General features: G+C 63.1%; 17 protein-coding genes. 4 read left to right on the top strand and 13 right to left on the bottom strand.

What is annotated here, in order from left to right; translation table 11 throughout:
• Positions 1-107 precede the first annotated feature (107 nt).
• A complete protein-coding gene (locus tag LMTR21_RS19680) occupies positions 108-1,607 on the bottom strand; it encodes a caspase family protein (protein WP_065756309.1) in 1,500 nt (499 codons plus the stop codon).
• A gap of 384 nt (positions 1,608-1,991) precedes the next feature.
• On the opposite strand from LMTR21_RS19680, the gene LMTR21_RS19675 reads away from it, so the two are divergent.
• Together LMTR21_RS19675 and LMTR21_RS19670 are read left to right on the top strand one after the other, a co-directional pair.
• Positions 1,992-3,476, top strand: a complete 1,485-nt coding sequence (locus LMTR21_RS19675; protein ID WP_065756310.1) for a DEAD/DEAH box helicase — start codon at positions 1,992-1,994, stop codon at positions 3,474-3,476.
• Positions 3,477-3,605: 129 nt separating this feature from the next.
• Positions 3,606-4,673: a GGDEF domain-containing protein gene (locus LMTR21_RS19670; protein WP_065756311.1), complete on the top strand. Its 1,068-nt coding sequence runs from the start codon at positions 3,606-3,608 to the stop codon at positions 4,671-4,673.
• A gap of 21 nt (positions 4,674-4,694) precedes the next feature.
• Here the strand turns inward: LMTR21_RS19670 and LMTR21_RS19665 are convergent, their stop codons facing one another.
• From LMTR21_RS19665 to LMTR21_RS19625, 9 genes are all read right to left on the bottom strand, one after another.
• Positions 4,695-5,132, bottom strand: coding sequence for a TfoX/Sxy family protein (locus LMTR21_RS19665; protein WP_065756312.1), 438 nt, complete (start codon positions 5,130-5,132; stop codon positions 4,695-4,697).
• Positions 5,133-5,359: 227 nt separating this feature from the next.
• Positions 5,360-5,746 carry a HesB/IscA family protein gene (locus LMTR21_RS19660; RefSeq protein WP_148635986.1) on the bottom strand — a complete coding sequence of 129 codons (387 nt, stop codon included), beginning with the start codon at positions 5,744-5,746 and terminating at the stop codon, positions 5,360-5,362.
• Positions 5,747-5,874: 128 nt separating this feature from the next.
• Positions 5,875-6,288: a VOC family protein gene (locus tag LMTR21_RS19655; RefSeq protein WP_065756314.1), complete on the bottom strand. Its 414-nt coding sequence runs from the start codon at positions 6,286-6,288 to the stop codon at positions 5,875-5,877.
• A 9-nt stretch (positions 6,289-6,297) separates the two neighbouring features.
• Entirely contained in the window at positions 6,298-6,669 is a 372-nt protein-coding gene (locus tag LMTR21_RS19650; protein WP_065756315.1) for an SUF system Fe-S cluster assembly protein, read from the bottom strand.
• The gene (locus LMTR21_RS19645; RefSeq protein ID WP_065756316.1) at positions 6,666-7,913 is read right to left on the bottom strand and encodes a cysteine desulfurase; all 1,248 of its coding nucleotides are present in this window, start codon (positions 7,911-7,913) and stop codon (positions 6,666-6,668) included. The genes LMTR21_RS19650 and LMTR21_RS19645 overlap by 4 nt, the downstream gene beginning before the upstream one ends.
• Positions 7,910-9,235: a Fe-S cluster assembly protein SufD gene (gene sufD, locus LMTR21_RS19640; RefSeq protein ID WP_065756317.1), complete on the bottom strand. Its 1,326-nt coding sequence runs from the start codon at positions 9,233-9,235 to the stop codon at positions 7,910-7,912. The genes LMTR21_RS19645 and sufD overlap by 4 nt, the downstream gene beginning before the upstream one ends.
• 17 nt (positions 9,236-9,252) lie before the next feature.
• Positions 9,253-10,005 (bottom strand): Fe-S cluster assembly ATPase SufC, encoded by a 753-nt coding sequence (gene sufC / locus LMTR21_RS19635; RefSeq protein ID WP_065756318.1) that lies wholly within the window; start codon positions 10,003-10,005, stop codon positions 9,253-9,255.
• 124 nt (positions 10,006-10,129) lie between these two features.
• Complete coding sequence (gene sufB, locus LMTR21_RS19630) at positions 10,130-11,626, bottom strand: Fe-S cluster assembly protein SufB (RefSeq protein WP_065756319.1); 1,497 nt, start codon at positions 11,624-11,626, stop codon at positions 10,130-10,132.
• A gap of 84 nt (positions 11,627-11,710) precedes the next feature.
• Positions 11,711-12,865: a cysteine desulfurase family protein gene (locus LMTR21_RS19625; RefSeq protein ID WP_065756320.1), complete on the bottom strand. Its 1,155-nt coding sequence runs from the start codon at positions 12,863-12,865 to the stop codon at positions 11,711-11,713.
• Positions 12,866-13,129: 264 nt separating this feature from the next.
• Here LMTR21_RS19625 and LMTR21_RS19620 point away from each other — a divergent pair, with 264 nt between their 5' ends.
• Complete coding sequence (locus LMTR21_RS19620; protein ID WP_025589847.1) at positions 13,130-13,777, top strand: alpha/beta hydrolase; 648 nt, start codon at positions 13,130-13,132, stop codon at positions 13,775-13,777.
• A 562-nt stretch (positions 13,778-14,339) separates the two neighbouring features.
• Here LMTR21_RS19620 and LMTR21_RS19615 read toward each other — a convergent pair.
• From LMTR21_RS19615 to LMTR21_RS19605, 3 genes are all read right to left on the bottom strand, one after another.
• Positions 14,340-15,494 carry an IS110 family RNA-guided transposase gene (locus LMTR21_RS19615; RefSeq protein ID WP_065750576.1) on the bottom strand — a complete coding sequence of 385 codons (1,155 nt, stop codon included), beginning with the start codon at positions 15,492-15,494 and terminating at the stop codon, positions 14,340-14,342.
• An 88-nt stretch (positions 15,495-15,582) separates the two neighbouring features.
• Positions 15,583-16,263: a glutathione S-transferase family protein gene (locus LMTR21_RS19610; RefSeq protein ID WP_065753939.1), complete on the bottom strand. Its 681-nt coding sequence runs from the start codon at positions 16,261-16,263 to the stop codon at positions 15,583-15,585.
• Positions 16,264-16,381: 118 nt separating this feature from the next.
• Positions 16,382-17,482: an anhydro-N-acetylmuramic acid kinase gene (locus LMTR21_RS19605; protein ID WP_065753940.1), complete on the bottom strand. Its 1,101-nt coding sequence runs from the start codon at positions 17,480-17,482 to the stop codon at positions 16,382-16,384.
• 177 nt (positions 17,483-17,659) lie between these two features.
• On the opposite strand from LMTR21_RS19605, the gene tyrS reads away from it, so the two are divergent.
• A complete protein-coding gene (tyrS, locus tag LMTR21_RS19600; protein ID WP_065753941.1) occupies positions 17,660-18,913 on the top strand; it encodes a tyrosine--tRNA ligase in 1,254 nt (417 codons plus the stop codon).
• Positions 18,914-18,968 lie beyond the last annotated feature (55 nt).

Below are 18,968 nucleotides of genomic sequence, written 5' to 3'. Positions count from 1 at the left end.
CAATCCATCGCGCGGCAGAAAGGAAGAATGGATTGCTTCGCTTCGCTCGCAATGAAGTGAACTACTGGATACCCGTGCGTGCGCGGGCTGTGACGGAAGTGAAAACCCTACCGCCGGAAACTTTTGATCTCCGACACGCTGCCATCGCGGTACGTCAGCTCCACCGACACCGACCTGGTTTGCGGCGCAAGCTTCAGATAAGGCGTCGCATCATGCGGAATGGCGATGGGATCGCGGGGATCGCAGGGCGGAAGCTTCAAAACCTTGTCCGGCACCGCCGAGTCGATGCCGACGCGCACCTCGCGGATCGCGCAGCGATATGACATCAGGTGCGTGTAATAGACCAGCAGGCCGTTGAAGTCGCGGAACGACAGCCAGCTCGTCGCCGTCATGTCGAGGATCTTGCGCTGGTCGCGGATCAGCGCGGCTTCAGGATCGAACCGGATCGGGAACGGCCCCTGCAGCTCGCCATTGGTGTCGACATAACGCACCTGGATCACGGCAGCCGGCGCATCGGCCGGCAGTTCGACCGACGGGTTGGGCATCCGTTTGCGGGTGCGCGGATCGAGCGTGTCCATGAAACCGGTCTCGCGGAAATTGCCGCTCTCGCCAATCCGCCAGGAAATGCCGAGCGTCGGATCGGCGATCGAGAACACCACGGTCCAACCGCCATTGTGGCGCGAGAACATCGCGATCGGCGCGTTGACGGAATCGTTCTGCGGCTTGAGTTGCTGCACCGGCGGCAAGGCCGCAAGCTTCTGCAGCGGCTCGGCGGATTGCGCCGCAGCCTCGGGCTGCGCCTTCGCCAGACCGTTCAGAAAAACGTCGTCGACCATCTGGTCGAAGTAAACCGGGATCTGCTTGTGACGGACGGTCTCCGCCAGTTCGCTGACCGCGCGCCGCGTGCGCTGCGCGACCTGAACGAGGTTAGCGCCCGGCTGCGTCAGCTCCTTGGCGAAGGTACGCGTGAACACCGAATTGGGATTGGTGTCGTCGTTGGAAAGCCGGTCGAGCGCGGTCTGCCGCGGCCCGGCCGAGAAGATCGAGAACACGCCTTCCGGCAATTGCGTCATCGGGGCGAGACCGCCGCCGCCGGCAACCGCGCGCGTGCCGGGACGCTCGAACGGATTGTTGCGGCATGCATCGAACACCAGGATGGCGGTGCGCACCTTGCGGTTCTGCAGCCGCTCGATGATGCGGTCGGCGAGAACAGAGGCGTCGCGCACCAGCTCTTCCTGCCCTTCGGTCGCCGCCGGCACGTCGGTCGGCAGCAGGAAGTTCTGGCCTGCAATTTCGAAACCGTGACCGGCGAAGAAGAAAAACGCGGTATCGCCGGCATCGACCGCCTTGTCGAACGCCAGCAGCGTCTGGCTGAACGCCTGCCGGTTCTGGTTCTCCGCCACCATCACCGTGAAGCCGAGCTGCTTGAGCGTGTCGCCCATGGTGCGGGCGTCGTTGACCGCCTTCTGCAGCTTGGGCACGTTCCGATAGTCGTTATTGCCGACCACCAGCGCCACGCGCTTTTCCGCCTGCGCAGGCGCGGCAAAGGCAGCGATGCACGTTGCGAGGCTCGTCACCGCGAGCAGTCTGGTAAGCCAACCCTTCATGGAATTCCCCATCCGCACGATCTGGTCCTTTGGGCCGTGCGATACCGCTTCATGCCATAGTCGGCGGCCTGTTGCCCACGGTTCAACGGCTTCTCTTGATTGGAATGGGATGGCCTGATTTGACGGCCAAATGACGGTTTTCGCCGTTATTTGTGCGAAAACATTAAGCTTTTTGGGCTTCAATGGGGGTTCCTAGATTGACTTTGGCCATTTCGACCCTATGTTCGCGCTCAAAGCGGCCTTGGACCGAAACGCGATTCCTTAGGTTAGCCGCTCGTCTGCGTAAGTCAGAGCCCCCAGCTTTTCAAAAGCGCGCCGTTTCGGGGCAAAACGCGACAGCCTTTTTACCCTCGATTCCGAACGGCGGTGTCGACTAGAGGCTCAATGTCTTTTTCCAATCTCGGCCTTTCCGATAAGGTCCTCGCCGCAGTTGCGGCCACCGGGTACACCACCCCCACCCCCATCCAGGAACAGGCAATCCCGCACGTTCTGGCCCGCCGCGACGTCCTCGGCATCGCCCAGACCGGCACCGGCAAGACCGCCGCCTTCGTCCTGCCCATGCTCACGCTTCTGGAAAAGGGCCGCGCCCGGGCACGAATGCCCCGCACCCTGATCCTCGAACCGACCCGCGAACTCGCCGCCCAGGTCAAAGAGAATTTCGACAAATACGGCGCCGGCCAGAAACTCAACGTCGCGCTCCTGATCGGCGGCGTCTCGTTCGGCGACCAGGACTCCAAGCTGACCCGCGGCGTCGACGTCCTGATCGCAACCCCCGGCCGCCTGCTCGACCACACCGAACGCGGCGGTCTCCTGCTCACCGGCGTTGAACTGCTGGTCATCGACGAAGCCGACCGCATGCTGGACATGGGCTTCATCCCCGACATCGAACGCATCTGCAAGCTGGTGCCGTTCACGCGCCAGACCCTGTTCTTCACCGCAACGATGCCGCCGGAAATCAGCCGCATCAGCGAAACCTTCCTGCACAATCCTGAAAGAGTCGAAGTCTCGAGACCGGCAACGACTGCGACCGGCGTGTCGCAATTCAAGGTCAATGGCGGCCGTGAGCCGCATGAGAAGCGCGAGCTGCTTCGCCGCCTGCTGCGCGACGCCAAGGACCTCAACAACGCGATCATCTTCTGCAACCGCAAGCGCGAGGTCGCCGTCGTTCACAAGTCGTTGCAGAAGCACGGCTTCAGCGTCGGCGCCCTGCACGGCGACATGGACCAGTCGGCGCGCACCGCGGCGCTCGATCAATTCCGCAAGGGCGAGATTCCGTTGCTGGTGGCTTCCGACGTCGCCGCCCGCGGCCTCGACATTCCCGCCGTCAGCCACGTCTTCAATTTCGATGTGCCGCATCACGCCGACGATTATGTGCATCGCATCGGTCGAACGGGGCGCGCCGGGCGCGCCGGCACGGCGATCTCGATCGTCAGCCCGCTCGACAGCAAATCGCTCGCTGCGATCGAACGCCTGATCGGGCAAACCATTCCCATCGCCGAGGGCGATTACGCCGTGCACTCGGAGCCGTCGGAGGACGGCGATCAGCCGCGCGAACATCGTTCACGGGAAGGCTCGCGCGGCGGCCGCAAGCCGCGCCGCGAACGTGAGCCGCGCGCCGCAAGGGATTCTGATAGACGTGGCGACAAGAGCGCCGAGCGCGAACCGCGGCATGCCAAGGGCGCTGGCCGCGGCGCCAGACCGCAGCCGGAAGCTGGGGCCTTTACGCCACCCGCTGCGGCGCAGCCGTCGCGCGTGCCTTCGATCGGACGGCCTGAACCGCGGCGCGCCCATCGCGAGATCGAATCCGAGCCTGCCGATCACTCACATCTTCCTGCATTTCTTTTGCGGCCCGTTCGCGCCCGCGTCTGACCGGCACAGGTCCTGACGGCCGGGGCATTTACCGGCCGTTCATCCTCCTCCGTTAACTTGCCAGCGATAATTTAGACATTGCTGCCGCCCGGCAACGACCGGTGCTGCTCGTTATTTGGGGACGGATCAGTGGTCAAGCTGCTGGACGAACACGAACGCACGATGGCGTTTGCCGAAGTCGCGTTGGGCCAGATCAGATCGCTCCGGCAAACCGCCGTCCCGCGCAACTATGAAATCTGGTACGTCTACGCGACCGGATACAACGCCCCTCTCAACAAGATCATCAACGAGACGCTGGCGCGCAACGGCAAGCTCAGCGAAGCCGACCTCGAACAGATCTACGAGACCTATCTCTCGCACATCAAGGCGTCCGATCGCATCGACAAGGTCGGCGCGCGCGTCATCGGCGAGATCGACGACGTGATGACGCTCATCACCGAAGCGCTCGGCATGTCGCAGAGCTACGACTCCAGGCTGAGCGGCGCGAACGAGAAACTCAGAACTGCCAACAACCGCGATCAGATCAAGGCGGTCGTCGACGGCCTCTTGAAATCGACACGCGAGATGCAGGAGACCAACAAAGCGCTGGAAAGCCGGCTGGCGCTGTCGAAGACCGAGATCAGCAATCTCCAGCACAGCCTGGAGGCGATTCGCGCCGAGAGCCTGACCGACCCGCTGACCGGATTGGGCAACCGCAAGTACTTCGACCGCTCGATCGAGATGGCGGTGCGAACGGCGCTGGCGAACGGCGAGCCGCTGTCGCTGATGATGTTCGACATCGACCATTTCAAATCGTTCAACGATTCCTACGGCCATCTCACCGGCGATCAGGTGCTGCGGCTGGTTGCGATGTCGCTGAAGCAGACCATCAAGGGCCAAGACATTACCGCCCGTTACGGCGGCGAGGAGTTTGCGGTCGTGCTGCCGAATACCGGGCTGCGCCAGGCGCTGACGGTTGCCGACCACATCCGCCGCGCGGTGATGGCAAAGGAATTGAAGAAGAAATCCACCGGCGAAATCCTCGGCCGCGTCACCATCTCGGTCGGCGTTGCCATGCTCAAGCCGGACGACGACACGGATGCATTGATTGAACGCGCCGACGCCTGCCTCTACGCCGCCAAACGCAACGGCCGCAACCGCGTGATCTGCGAAGTCGACCCCGAATACGCCGACGAGACCCGCAGCCAGGTCGCCTGACACCGAGTCGCCTGACACCGACTATTTGCTCGGCGCCTTCCGTGTCCGCGCTGCCTTCCTCACCCCTGTCGCCTTCCGCTTCGCAGCAGCCTTCCCCGACACCTTCGCCTTGGCAGCCTTGCGCGCCTTCGGCCGCTTGCGCACGGCCGCGCGCTGCGCTGCAGCCAATGCCGCCCTCGCCCACTCGGCCAGCTCCTCGGAATCGTCGAACAGCCGCGCCGGCAACTGCCAGTACGAGTTCACGGTGACCGTCTTGGCCCGCGTCTGATACTGAAATGGCTGAGAGCCTTCCGCCTCGAATTGCGGAATGGTCTGATCATCGGCGCGGAAATAGAGACCAGCGCGCAACGAAAGCGCAAAGTTGGTGCCGTCGGCGGAAATGCCATAGCCGGAAAACATCCGGCGGATTGTGACCGGACCGAAGTCCGCGAACAGGTCGGTGAGGAAATCGCGGTCCATGGCGGCGCCTGCCCTCGCATTCGTCCCCAATGCGGCGCTGCGCGCTCCCTTCATCCTCCCCTGGAGGGGAAGGATCGGTTCGCATGAAATGCGGACCGAGGTGGGGTGACGGTCTCTCCGCGTCCAACGGTGCCCGTGTTGAGAGACCGTCACCCCGCCCCGTCTCGCATTTCGCTACGCTCTATGCGAGCCGACCCGCCCCCTCGAGGGGCGGGTGAAGAAAAAGGCTACACCTTCGCCGGCGTCAACTGCACCGACTCGCCGCAGCCGCAGGCGGAGACCTGGTTCGGATTGTTGAAGATGAACTGAGCCTGCATCTTGTCGGCCTTGTAGTCCATCTCGGTGCCGAGCAGGAATAGCACCGCCTTGGGGTCGACCAGGATCTTCACGCCCTTGTCCTCGACCACCTCGTCGGTCGGGCGGATCTCGTGGGCGTATTCCACCGTGTAGGACTGACCGGCGCAGCCGCCGTTCTTGATGCCGACGCGCAGGCCGACGATCTCAGAATCGGCGCGCTTGGTGAGCTCCGTGATCCGGGCAGCGGCAGCCTCGGTCAGCTTCATGACCTGCGGACGGGGCCGCGGCTTCGGCTTGGACTGGACGGTGGTATCCATTGCAGTCGATCTCCGGCGTCGCCTCATGGCGACGAGCTATCATGGCATTAAAATAACAACGAAATTCCCGCTGTGAAGGTCTCTCGTTGTGAACTCGATCAGAACCCGTCAAACGAACCGCCAGCTTCCTAGTAGATCGCCCATATTCCCGGCGTTGCCAGCTCCAGCAGATGGTTGTCGGGGTCGCGAAAATAGATGCTCTTGCCGCCGCGGGGCCAATCGGTCCTGCCTTCAATTGCGACATTGTGTTCACCAAGCGCCTTCTCCCACCCCGGCAGCTCGGCGGCCGCAATGGCAAAGGCCATGTGGATCGGGCCGCTACCGTCATGCGGCGGAATGGTCCCGCCGGGTAGCTGGATCGTCTCGGGCGTCGAGCCGCGGAGGAACAACAGTAAAACGCTCCGGCCACCGACATCAAAGGCAAGAAAGCGCGAATCGGCCGTCAGCGGCACAAGCCCGAGCACCTTCTCGTAAAACGCGCGGGCGCGATCGAGGTCGTCAACATAAAGCGCGGTTTCGAGGACACCGGACAGTTTCGGCAACGGATCCCTTCACCACATGTTGAGGACGAGGCGCGCCTCGTCGGACATGCGATCCGGCGTCCAGGCCGGATCCCACACCAGATTGACATTCACGACACCAACGCCCGGCACGCTGGCGATGGCGTTCTCCACCATGGTCGGCAACTCGCCGGCCGCCGGACAGTTCGGCGTGGTCAGCGTCATCGTCACGTCGACGGCACGATCGTCCTTGAGGTCGACCTTGTAGATCAGGCCGAGCTCATAAATGTCGGCCGGAATTTCCGGGTCGAACACTGTCTTCAGCGCTGCAACGATTTCGGTGCCGAGACGTTCGGTCTCCTCCGGCGGCAGCGCCGAATTGGTTTCCATGTTGGCTGACTTGACTTCGGCCGTATCACTCATGCGAACAAATCCCGCGCCTTGATCAGCGCCTGTGCCAGATGGTCGACTTCTTCCCGGGTATTATACATGCCGAACGATGCCCGGCAGGTGGCTGTGACATTGAACCGCTCTAAAAGAGGCATCACGCAATGGGTGCCGGCGCGCACCGCAATGCCCTGCCGGTCGATCACGGTCGCGACGTCGTGGGCGTGCGCCCCCTTCATTTCGAAGGAGATCACCGGTCCCTTGCCGCGCGCAGTACCGATCAGGTGCAGCGAATTGATTTCGCGCAGCCGTTCCTGCGCATACGTGAGCAGATCGTGCTCGTGGGCGGCGATGCGCTCCTTGCCGATCGAGGTAACGTAATCGATCGCAGCGCCCAGCCCGATCGATTCGACGATCGCTGGCGTACCGGCCTCGAATTTGTGCGGCGGATCGCCATAGGTGATCCAGTCGCGGGCGACTTCGCGGATCATCTCGCCGCCGCCGTTGTAGGGGCGCATCGCCACGAGGTGCTCATGCTTGGCATAGAGCACGCCGATGCCGGTCGGCCCGTACAGCTTATGGCCGGTGAAGACGTAGAAATCGGCGTCGATGTCCTGCACGTCGACCGCCAGATGCACGGCGGCCTGGCTGCCGTCGATCAGCACCGGGATGCCGCGGGCGTGCGCCAGCTTCACCACGTCCTTGACCGGCACGAGGGTGCCAAGGGCGTTCGACATCTGGGTGATCGCGACGATCTTGGTGCGATCGGTCAGGAGCTTTTCGAACTCGTCGATCAGGAAATTTCCCTCGTCGTCGACCGGCGCCCATTTGATCACGGCGCCATGTCGCTCCCGGAGGAAATGCCAGGGCACGATGTTCGAGTGATGCTCCATGATGGAGATCACGATCTCGTCGCCCGCCTTGATATTGGGCTCGCCCCAGGACGACGCCACGAGGTTGATCGCCTCGGTGGCATTACGGGTGAAGATGATCTCTTCGGTGCGCGCAGCGTTGAGGAACTTTGCCACCTTGGCGCGGCCGCCCTCATAGGCTTCGGTGGCGGCATTGGCGAGATAATGCAGGCCGCGATGAACGTTGGCGTACTCGCTCTTGTAAGCCTCGGTCATGCGATCGAGCACGGCGGTCGGCTTCTGGGCGGAGGCGGCGTTGTCGAGATAGACCAGCGGCTTGCCATAGACCTTCATCGCCAGCGCCGGGAAATCCTCCCGCACGCGATGGACGTCATAGGCTCCGTTTTTGACCGCTGGATGCTGACTCATGAACGGGCCTCCAGCCAACGCTGCGCCGCGGCGATCGCAAGCTCACGCAGATCGTCATTGACGATGGATTCAATGGCCTCGCCGACGAAAGCTTGAATCAGCAGCGCCTGGGCTTCCTTTTCGGACAGGCCGCGAGCACGCAGATAGAACAGCAGGCTCTCGTCGAGCGCGCCGGTGGTCGCGCCATGGCCGCAGGTGACGTCGTCGGCGAAGATTTCCAGCTCCGGCTTGTTATCGGCCTCGGCCTCGTCGGACAAGAGCAGCGCCCGCGTCATCATCTTGGCGTCGGTCTTCTGCGCATCCGGACGCACGATGATGCGGCCCTGAAACACCGAATGGGCACGGTCGTCGGCGACGGCGCGGAACACCTCGCGGCTGGCGCAATGCGGCACCGCGTGGTCCATGAACAGCGTGGTGTCGGCGTGCTGCCGGCCATTCAGCAGGTTCACGCCGTTGGTCTCCACGCGGGAATGCTCGCCGGCAAACGCAATGGTCGCCTGGTAGCGGCTGACGGCCGCACCCGAGCTCATGCCGAACGTGTTGAAGTGCGCATGCGCGCCCAGCGTCAGCACGGCGGAGGAAATGTTGACGGCCTCGCGGGCGTCCTCAACCAGGCGGACGTGGTCGAGTCGGGAATTGTCGCCGATCGACACGATCAGCGAGTCATGGGCCTGATAGGATTTCGCGCCATCGGCCGCGATGTAGCTCTCGACCAGCGTCACGCCGACATCCTTGCCGAGGCGCAGCAGCGAGCGGGTGAACATCGCAGCCGGCGTGGCGCCGGTCGCGACATGAATGACCTGCAGCGGCTGTTTCAGCACCACGCCATTGGCGATCTCGATCACCACGCCGTCGGTCATCATCGCGCTGTTGAGCGCGACCATCGGGTTGGCGGTGTCGGGGGTGAACAGTTCGGTCTGCAGCGCGGCGTCGCCGGCTTCCAGCACTTCCCGCAAGGTGCGGACGACAATGCCCTTCTCCAGCCCGTCCAGTTCGGAGAGCTTCGGCGCGAACACGCCATCCACCAGCACCAGCCGGCGGGCGCCCTTGATCACCTGCAGCTTGACGGCGGCCGCGGCCCGCTTCAGTGCAGCCGCATCCGGCGCGGGCGCCAGCGGCAGCACCTCGCGCATCAGCGCGCGAAGATCGGTGTATTTCCAGTCCTCGATACGCCGGTGCGGCAGGCCCACACGGTCATAGGCCTCGAAGGCGGCGCTTCGCGCCTCCGCGACCTTGCCCGTGCCCGGCAGCCGATCGCGCGCGACGGCAAAGCTGTCGCTCAGCGGGCGTCCGGTCTCGTTCTTTGCCAAAGCCAAATTCATCACAAATCCGTTTCGCGTCAGGCTGCGTCTTCGAACTGGGCGTAGCCGGAAGCCTCGAGCTCCAGCGCCAGATCCTTGCCGCCGCTCTTCACCACCCGCCCCTTGGACATCACGTGCACGAAGTCAGGCACGATGTAGTTGAGCAGGCGCTGATAGTGGGTGATGACGACCATGGCGCGCTCCGGCGAACGCAGCGCATTGACGCCGTCGGCGGCGACGCGCAGCGCGTCGATGTCGAGGCCGGAGTCCATTTCATCGAGAATGCAGACGGCCGGCTCGAACAGCGCCATCTGCAGGATCTCGTTGCGCTTCTTTTCGCCGCCGGAGAAGCCGACATTGACGCCACGCTTGAGCATGTCCTGCGGGATGTTGAGCGACTTCGCGACCGCGCGGACCTTCTTGAGGAACTCCGGAGATGTAAGCGGGCTCTCGCCGCGCGCCTTGCGCTGGGCGTTCAACGCGGTGTGCAGGAAATTCCAGGTGGTCACGCCGGGGATTTCGACCGGGTACTGGAACGCCAGGAACACACCCTTGGCGGCGCGCTCATCCGGCTCCATCTCCAGCAGGTCCTCGCCCCTGAACAGGATCTGGCCGTCGGTGACTTCATAGCCCGGCTTGCCCGCGATGACGTGGCTGAGCGTCGATTTGCCGGAGCCGTTCGGCCCCATGATCGCATGCACCTCACCCGGATTTACAGTGAGCGTCAGTCCGTGGAGAATTTCGTTATCCTCGACGCGGACCTTTAGGTCTTTCACTTCAAGCAGAGACATTGTTTTCCGTTCCTTGTTCCTCGTCCTGAGGAGCGCCGATAGGCGCGTCTCGAAGGACGTGGCCAACAATCTTTCCTCTCATCCTTCGAGACGGCCGCTGCGCGGCCTCCTCAGGATGAGGTCGCTATCCAACCGAGCCTTCGAGGCTGATCGAGATCAACTTCTGCGCCTCAACCGCGAATTCCATCGGCAGTTGCTGCAGCACGTCCTTCACGAAGCCATTGACCACGAGGCCGACGGCTTCTTCCTGCGAGAGCCCGCGCTGGATGCAATAGAACAGCACGTCCTCGGAGATCTTCGACGTCGTCGCTTCATGCTCGAAGGTCGCCGACGAGTTCTTGGCCTCGATGTAAGGCACGGTGTGCGCGCCACACTTGTCGCCGATTAGCAGCGAGTCACACGCCGTAAAGTTACGCGCGCCGGTGGCTTTACGGTGCGCCGTGACGAGGCCGCGATAGGTGTTTTGCGAGACGCCCGCCGCGATGCCCTTGGAGATGATCCGGCTCGACGTGTTCTTGCCGAGATGGATCATCTTGGTGCCGCTATCGACCTGCTGGTGACCGTTCGAGATCGCGATCGAGTAGAACTCGCCGCGCGAATTGTCGCCGCGCAGGATGCAGCTCGGATATTTCCAGGTGATCGCCGACCCGGTCTCGACCTGCGTCCAGGAAATCTTCGAATGGTTGCCGCGGCAGTCGCCACGCTTGGTGACGAAATTGTAGATGCCGCCGACGCCCTCGGAATTGCCGGGGTACCAGTTCTGCACCGTCGAATATTTGATCTCGGCGTCGTCGAGGGCGACGAGTTCGACCACGGCGGCATGAAGCTGGTTCTCGTCGCGCTGCGGTGCTGTGCAGCCTTCGAGATAGCTGACGTAAGAGCCCTTGTCGGCGATGATCAGCGTGCGCTCGAACTGGCCGGTGTTGCGCTCATTGATGCGGAAATAGGTCGACAGCTCCATCGGACAGCGCACGCCCGGCGGCACGTAGACGAACGAGCCGTCCGAAAACACCGCCGAGTTCAGCGTCGCGAAATAATTGTCGGAGGTCGGCACGACCGTGCCGAGGTACTGCTTCACCAGCTCGGGATGCTCGCGGATCGCCTCCGAGATCGGCATGAAGATCACGCCGGCGGCCTTCAGCTCCTTCTGGAACGTGGTCGCCACCGACACCGAGTCGAATACCGCGTCGACCGCAATCTTGCGGTTGGCCGACGGCTCGCTACCAGGCGGCAGTTCGACGCCTTCGAGAATGGCGACTTCCCGCAGCGGAATGCCGAGCTTCTCGTAGGTCTTGAGGATTTCGGGATCGATCTCGTCGATCGAGGACAGCGTCTTCTTCGGCTTCGGCGCCGCGTAATAGTGAATGTCCTGGTAGTCGATCTTCGGATAGTTGACGCGGGCCCAGGTCGGCTCGGTCATGGTCAGCCAACGGCGATAAGCCTCCAGGCGCCATTCCAGCATCCAGGCAGGTTCGTTCTTTTTCGCAGAGATGAAGCGGACAGTGTCTTCCGAGAGACCCTTGGGGGCCTTCTCCGATTCGATAAGCGTCTCAAACCCATATCGATACTGGTCGACGTCGATGCGCTTCACGCGCTCGACCGTCTCTTGTACGGCTGGCATTCCATCCTCCGCTCGCGGTTTCAAGGACCGCGGTGGAACAAAATCTGTGACGAAGCCTGTCCGGCGAAACGCTCTTAGAACGGTTCAAGCCGTGTTTCGTCGCCCTCTAAGTAAGGCATCGGCAAGCTTTCGCCAAGCCTTGAGGGCCAAATCTATGTCTGTCTCAGAGGTAGACCAGCCCAGACTGATCCGCACCGCTCCCTGGGCCAGATCCCTGCCAAATCCCATCGCGGCCAGGACATGCGACGGCTGCACCTTGCCGGAGGAACAGGCCGAGCCCGAAGATACCGCAATACCGGCGAGATCGAAGCCAATCACCGCCGTTTCGGCGTTCAGCCCGGGAACCGTGAACAGGGTGGTATTGGGCAACCGTGGTGCGTCTTCGGAAAACACAATTATATCAGCGGCTTGCTTGAGCCCCTTTTCAAAGCGCTCGCGCAGGATCTGAAGCCGGTCGGCATTATCGGCCAGTTGCGCCGTCGCGGCTGCGGCTGCAGCGCCAAAGGCCACGATGCCGGCCACGTTCTCAGTGCCGGCACGGCGTCCGAGCTCCTGCCCGCCGCCGCGCAACAGCGGTTCGATTCCCTGCACGCCCTCGGCCAGAACCAGCGCACCAACGCCCTTGGGGCCACCAATCTTGTGCGCAGACAGCGTGACCAGATCGGCCTGCATCGCCTTGATATCGATCGGTATTTTACCCAGTGCCTGGATCGCATCGACATGCAGCAACCCGCCGGCCTCATGCACGATCTCAGCGGCTTCGGCGACTGGTTGAATGGCGCCGGTCTCGTTATTGGCTGACATCACCGACACCAGCGGCGGCGGCCCGTCCGCCAGCAAGGCACGCAGATGATCGAGGTCCACCACGCCAGCGCCGGAGACGTTGATGGACGCGGTCGCGTCCGCCGGAAACCGTCCTCCTGACAGCACCGACGGATGCTCGATGGCCGAGACCACCAGCCGCTGGATTGGCCAGCCCGAGCCCCGGCGCAATCCCGGCGTCAGCGCCATTGCATTGGCTTCGGTGCCGCCAGAGCAAAACACCACGTCCTGCGGCCGGGCCGAAACGGCCGCCGCCACAGCGGTCCTCGCATCTTCGACCAGCCGGCGCGCCTGCCGGCCTTCGGCATGAACCGAGGAGGGATTGCCGGTCATGTCCCAGGCAGCCGCCAGTGCCTGCCGCGCCTCAGGGCGAAGCGGCGTGGTTGCATTCCAGTCGAGGTAGACCCGATCAGGCATCGCTGTATTATATTACCTATATTGCCAAGTAGCCTTCGCGCGCGAGCACAAGGCGCCTTATTGCAATTGGCGATCGCGCCGTCTGCAGGCAATCGCAAACTAGCATCTTGAACCGCCTTCTAGATGTTCAAGATGCTTGCTTTTTGCCCCTCGCCTCATGTTAGAACGCCGCCACCAGTTCACGGGAGCGTCGTTCGCGCATCGCCCAGCGACGCCTGATCACATTCTCTCCGCCGGATCACATCCGTTGCCCAGGGATCATCAATGCCTGAAGTAATTTTCACCGGCCCCGCAGGCCGCCTCGAAGGCCGTTATCATCCGGCCAAGCAGAAGAACGCGCCGATCGCGATGATCCTGCATCCGCATCCGCAGTTTCACGGCACGATGAATCACCAGATCGTCTACCAGTGCTACTACGCGTTTGCGCATCGCGGCTTCTCGGTGCTGCGTTTCAATTTTCGCGGCGTCGGCCGCAGCCAGGGCTCGTTCGATCACGGCACTGGCGAGTTGTCGGATGCCGCTTCCGCGCTCGACTGGGCGCAGACCATCAATCCCGAAGCGCGCGCCTGCTGGGTCGCGGGCTTTTCGTTCGGCGCCTGGATCGGTATGCAGCTTCTGATGCGCCGGCCCGAGGTCGAAGGATTCATTTCGATCGCGCCGCCCGCCAATCTCTATGACTTCTCCTTCCTTGCGCCCTGCCCGTCCTCGGGCCTGATCGTGCATGGCGAGAAGGACGCGGTGGTGCCGCCGAAGGACGTCAACACGCTGGTCGAGAAGCTGAAGACGCAGAAGGGCATCGTGATTGATCAGCAGATCATTCCGGGCGCGAACCACTTCTTCGACGGCAAGCTCGAGCCGCTGATGGAGACGGTGACTGGTTATCTCGATATGCGGCTCGCCAACGTGCGCTGATGTAGCCTTGTGGCCCGGATGGAGCTCAGCGAAATCCGGGGTCGCAGCCAGCGGCGAGATTCCCGGATTGCGCTTCGCTCCATCCGGGCTTGTATGGGGTAGTGGTTGTCAAGGGGATTGATTCATTAGGGCATGGCTTTGCCTTGGCATGTTCGGTGGAGAGCAACGGCTCTTGATGGCTGTTTCGTTCCGATGGATAGCCGCTGCGCCGGACGCGGCACGGTCAAGGCTGGCCGCAGGCCACCGCCGGAGGCGGCGCGTAGCGGCCTTGACGGTGGCAAGGCCGGTGCGAAGCTTTCGGATCGGGACGTTTCGAGGCGCGCGATTGACAGCTTGACGTGATGTCCTGGACTGGGCCGTGACGTCGTATGCGGCCAACACCGCATCAACTTGTATCCGGTCGGGTGTGGTGGCCCGGACCCTGATCTTTCATGCACGGGTGAAGGTAAGGCCCAGAAGAGACGGGACCCATCTACGAAAGCGGAATCCGAAGACCCAAGCCCGGGTTCGGTCACACGTCTGTCCTGGATCACGTCGGCCGTCATTGGCACACCGGCGTTGGTTAGAGACTTGGACGCATCACAGCGCCGCTCGGCACAAGGCCGGTTTCCAGATAGCGCCAGAGCGCCACCATCAGCTTGCGCGCCAGCGCCACGATGGCGATCTTGCGGATGCGACCCTTGAGGTTGCCAACCCGCTCGCGGAACCAGCGGCTCAGCTCGCTGTCGGGCTGATGGCTCAGCCATAGCCAGGCGAGCTCGATGGCGGTCGTTCGCGCTCGGCGATTGCCAGCCTTGCTGATGCCCTGTTGCCTGCGGCTGGCGCCGCTGTCGTAGGGCATGTCGGTCAGTCCGAAGCAACTGCCGACCTGACGCCGGTTCTTGAAGTTGCGGTAGAAGACCTCGTTGGCGAGAAGCTGGGCGATGTGCGGGCCGATCGCCTTGAGTTGGGCAAGCTGAACCGCCTTCGCCTCTACCGAGTCCTTGGCCGGTGCCCGATGCGCGGCCGCATTCGCTGCCTCGAGCGCCTTGATCTGCTTGTGCACCAAGACCAGCCGCTCATGCTCGCGACGGATCTCGTCCTTCAGCCGCGGCGGCAGAGCGCGCCCATCGCCGGTACGCATCTCCTCCAGACCCGACAAGAAGTCCGGCTTCAGGGGCATGACATCGCGGATACCCTGGCCATGCAGCAGCCCCTTGATCCGATTGCTGTGCCCGGTGCGCTCCTCCAGCAGCCGCTCGCGCTCGCGCGTGCGCCGTTTGCGGTCCTCCTCCTCAGGCGTGGGAACCCGAACCATGCTGCAAACCCGCGGTTCGCCACGCAGGTAAGCCAGAAACGAGCGCATCAACTGCGCCAGGTCGATCCGATCGGTCTTGGCACGCCGTGCCCGCCGGTTCACCTCGATGCTCGACGCATCGATCTCGTAATTGAGCACCTCGTTGTCGGCAAGCCAGCGGTGCAGCCAATGACCGTCGAGACCTGCTTCATAGCAAGACAGGATACGAACCGGCTTCCCCGTCTGCGCCGCCTTCGATCGAGCCTTGACCAGCAAACTCGACAACGCCGCCAAGTCGCCACCGTCAATCCGGTAACGGCTCACCTTCTCGGCACCAGGCATCATTATGCCTAGCTGCCATTTCGCCTTGCTCAGTTCGAAAGCAACGTAAACCGTGGCATACTCGCAGCCGGCGGGTGTGTCAGCGTGATCTGTGCACATCGTGGATCCTCTGGGTGAGTGGGGGTCGCAAACTCAACTTACCCCCTGAACACCTGCCACCCATAGGATCTACAGCGATATCGCGACCCTACGCCGCCAGCTTCAGCATATGCGCGTCATGGCGAACCAGGAACGCGTGCAGCAGCTGCGGATAGTCGGCTCCCACCGCCGTGCGTACGCTCGGCCGCTTTGCCAATTCCTCTCGCCATGCACGGACCTTCGGCGTATCGGCAAAGACCGAGAGATCGATCAACTGATCGAACACATCGAAGTAGCGGAAGATCGGCGCGAACACTGCGTCCACCAGGCTGAAATGTTCGCCGGCGAAGAACGGGCCCTTGCCTAGCGCCTCCTCGGCGCGCGCAAACTTTGCGGCAACCGCCTGCCGCTTGCTTTCGAACACCGCGGGATCGTCTGTCGTCTCCAGACCCCATAGCTCGCTCAGAATGGTGGATCCAAATTCCATCCAGGCCCGATGCTGCGCGCGTTGCAGCGCATTGTGCGGATGCAGCTTTGCGCCAGCTTGCGTCTCCTCGATGTATTCGCAAATCACGTTGCTCTCGAACAGCGCGGCCTCGTTGCCGTCGTCGCCGGTCACCAATAGCACCGGCACCTTGCCGAGCGGCGATATCTTCAAGAACCAGTCCGGCTTGTTGGCGAGATCGATGTCGACCCGCTCGAACGGAACGCCCTTTTCGTTCAGCGCGATCACGGCGCGCTGCACGTAGGGGCAAAGCTTGTGGCTGATCAAAGTGAGCTTTTGCGCCATGACGACCTCCCAAGGCGAAGGCTGGCCGCCCTCGCTCCATGCATCTGCATCCAAATTAGATGCGTATGCATGCAGTCGTCAAGGTCGATGCAATTGCATCAACATATCTTGAACCGCGTCACGGTCGCGCGATGATGCCGCCGGTCATCGGGATCGGCACCCCTGTGGTGGCGGGGTAGCTCAGCGGCAGGCCTTTCAGGCCCCGCGCTGCCAGGAATCCAAACGCCTGCGCCTCGATGGCGTCGGAAGCCCAGCCCAGCGTATCCGCCGCCTGGACCTGTGCCGGCGCCAGGCATTCGCGCAGCATCCGCAGCATGGTCAGGTTGCGGGCGCCGCCGCCGGCCACGATCCAGCTCCTGGGCTCCTTCGGCAGCAGCGGCACCACCCGGGCGATCGCAGCCACCGTAAACGCGGTCAGCGTCGCCGCACCGTCCTCGGGCGGCATATCGCCGAGCTTCAGCCCGGCGAAATCGTTCCGATCGAGCGATTTCGGCGGCGGCAGCGCAAAGAACGGCATCGCCAGCGCGCGATTGATCCAGGCCGCATCGACCTTGCCGAGCGCTGCGGTACGGCCCTCGGTATCGAAGCGCTGGTTCATGCGGCGGAGCATGTGGTCGTCGAGCAGCGCGTTGCCCGGGCCGGTATCGCAGGCGATCAGCGTATCGCCGTCGATATAGGTGATGTTGGCGACCCCGCCGATGTTGACCACGACGGTCGGCCCCTCCCGCTCCAGCGATTGGGCCAGCGCGCGGTGATAGACCGGCACAAAAGGGGCGCCCTGGCCGCCGGCTTCGACGTCGGCTGCGCGGAAATCGTACATGACTGGAATGTGGATCGCCTTGGCCAGCATCAGCGCGTCGCCGATCTGGACCGTCAGCCTTTTGTCGGGCCGGTGCAGCACGGTCTGGCCGTGGAAGCCGACAATGTCGATGTCGTCGAAGCGCATCCGGTGTTGGGCGGTAAAGGCGGCCACCGCCTCGGCATGGGCCGCGGTAACGACCCGTTCGGCCTCGCGCAGGCAGCCGGGCCGGGCCGTGCGATCCGGCAGGTCGGCGGCCTCGTACAGCGCCTGGCGCAGCAGGCCGCGCTCCGTATCCGTATAGGGCCGGTATCCGGACGGTCCGAGCGCATTCACCCGGCGGCCGTCGGTTTCGATCAAAGCGACATCGACCCCGTCAAGCGAGGTGCCGCTCATCAAACCCAATGCCGTCAACATCATAGCAGATTGTGCCTTTGAAACGCCCTGCTCGATACGTCCCGCCGACGACGATCAGCTTGTGCCAAACACGCACATCTTATAATGCCACAGCGCCTGGCCCTGCGGCAGCCTGTTCCGCGATGGTTCCGCAAAGCAGTTACAATTACAGTGAAAATAGAATGATCAAAGCGCCCGCCAATGACCGCATTTAAATCAGATTTCCTGAACATTTTACAGGAGCGCGGCTTCATCCACCAGTGCTCCGATTTCGAGGGCCTCGACGCGCTGGCGGCGAAGGGCCAGGCGATCGCCTATGTCGGCTACGACTGCACGGCGCCCTCGCTCCATATCGGCAACTACCTGACCATGATGATGCTGTACTGGCTGCAGCAGAGCGGCAACAAGCCGATCACCCTGATGGGCGGTGGCACCACCATGGTCGGTGACCCCTCCGGCAAGGATGAATCGCGCGCCATCCGCTCGATTGCGGAAATCGAGTCCAACAAGGCCTCGATCCGCGGCGTGTTCTCCAAGGTATTGCGTTACGGCAACGGCGCCAGCGACGCGATCATGCTGGATAACGCGGAGTGGCTGACCAAGCTGAACTGGATCGAGATGCTGCGCGACATCGGCCGGCATTTCTCCGTCAACCGCATGCTGACGATGGACTCGGTGCGGCTCCGGCTCGAGCGCGAGCAGGAGATGAGCTTCATCGAATTCAACTACATGGTCTGCCAGGCCTACGACTTCGTCGAGCTGGCGCGGCGCACCGGCTGCCGCCTGCAGATGGGCGGCTCCGACCAATGGGGCAACATCGTCAACGGCGTCGATCTCGGCCGCCGCATGGGCACGGAGCAATTGTTCGCGCTGACCACGCCGCTGCTGACGACGGCCTCGGGCGCCAAGATGGGCAAGACCGCGCAGGGCGCGGTGTGGCTCAATGCCGACCAGTTCTCGCCTTACGATTTCTGGCAATACTGGCGCAACGCCGAGGACGCCGACGTCGTCAAGTTTCTAAAGTTGTTCACGACCCTGCCGATGAGCGAGATCGCAAAGCTGGCGGCGCTGCAAGGCGGCGAGATCAACGAAGCCAAGAAGGTGCTGGCGACGGAGGCGACCGCGCTGCTGCACGGCCGCGAGGCCGCCGACACCGCCGCCGAAACCGCGCGCCAGACCTTCGAGCAAGGTGCGATCGCGGAGAACCTGCCCACCGTCGAAGTTTCGCGCGGCGAACTCGAGGCTGGCGCGGGCGTGGTGGGACTGTTCGTGAAGGCGGGCCTCGTGGCCTCGAACGGCGAAGCACGGCGCCAGATCAAGGGCGGCGGCTTGCGCGTCAACGATACCGCCGTGACCGACGAGAAGATGGTGCTGACGGCGTCCAACCTGACGCCGGAAGGTGTCATCAAACTTTCCATGGGGAAGAAAAAGCACGTCCTGCTGAAGCCGGCCTGATCCTGCCTGCATGGGCGCATTCGCTTTTTGACGCTTGCGGGGAACTGCGGAAACG

This window comes from Bradyrhizobium paxllaeri (genome assembly GCF_001693515.2).
GTDB lineage: Bacteria > Pseudomonadota > Alphaproteobacteria > Rhizobiales > Xanthobacteraceae > Bradyrhizobium > Bradyrhizobium paxllaeri.
The sequence above is the reverse complement of the archived record's forward strand: the minus strand, read 5'-3'. Positions and strand labels throughout refer to the sequence as shown.

Bases quoted from the DNA above. Each gene is read 5' to 3' on its own strand.
- LMTR21_RS19680 (WP_065756309.1), bottom strand. From the start codon at position 1,607: ATGAAGGGTTGGCTTACCAGACTGCTCGCGGTGACGAGCCTCGCAACG.
- LMTR21_RS19675 (WP_065756310.1), top strand. From the start codon at position 1,992: ATGTCTTTTTCCAATCTCGGCCTTTCCGATAAGGTCCTCGCCGCAGTT.
- LMTR21_RS19665 (WP_065756312.1), bottom strand. From the start codon at position 5,132: ATGGACCGCGATTTCCTCACCGACCTGTTCGCGGACTTCGGTCCGGTC.
- LMTR21_RS19660 (WP_148635986.1), bottom strand. From the start codon at position 5,746: ATGGATACCACCGTCCAGTCCAAGCCGAAGCCGCGGCCCCGTCCGCAG.
- LMTR21_RS19650 (WP_065756315.1), bottom strand. From the start codon at position 6,669: ATGAGTGATACGGCCGAAGTCAAGTCAGCCAACATGGAAACCAATTCG.
- LMTR21_RS19645 (WP_065756316.1), bottom strand. From the start codon at position 7,913: ATGAGTCAGCATCCAGCGGTCAAAAACGGAGCCTATGACGTCCATCGC.
- sufD (WP_065756317.1), bottom strand. From the start codon at position 9,235: ATGAATTTGGCTTTGGCAAAGAACGAGACCGGACGCCCGCTGAGCGAC.
- sufC (WP_065756318.1), bottom strand. From the start codon at position 10,005: ATGTCTCTGCTTGAAGTGAAAGACCTAAAGGTCCGCGTCGAGGATAAC.
- sufB (WP_065756319.1), bottom strand. From the start codon at position 11,626: ATGCCAGCCGTACAAGAGACGGTCGAGCGCGTGAAGCGCATCGACGTC.
- LMTR21_RS19625 (WP_065756320.1), bottom strand. From the start codon at position 12,865: ATGCCTGATCGGGTCTACCTCGACTGGAATGCAACCACGCCGCTTCGC.
- LMTR21_RS19620 (WP_025589847.1), top strand. From the start codon at position 13,130: ATGCCTGAAGTAATTTTCACCGGCCCCGCAGGCCGCCTCGAAGGCCGT.
- LMTR21_RS19615 (WP_065750576.1), bottom strand. From the start codon at position 15,494: ATGTGCACAGATCACGCTGACACACCCGCCGGCTGCGAGTATGCCACG.
- LMTR21_RS19610 (WP_065753939.1), bottom strand. From the start codon at position 16,263: ATGGCGCAAAAGCTCACTTTGATCAGCCACAAGCTTTGCCCCTACGTG.
- LMTR21_RS19605 (WP_065753940.1), bottom strand. From the start codon at position 17,482: ATGATGTTGACGGCATTGGGTTTGATGAGCGGCACCTCGCTTGACGGG.
- tyrS (WP_065753941.1), top strand. From the start codon at position 17,660: ATGACCGCATTTAAATCAGATTTCCTGAACATTTTACAGGAGCGCGGC.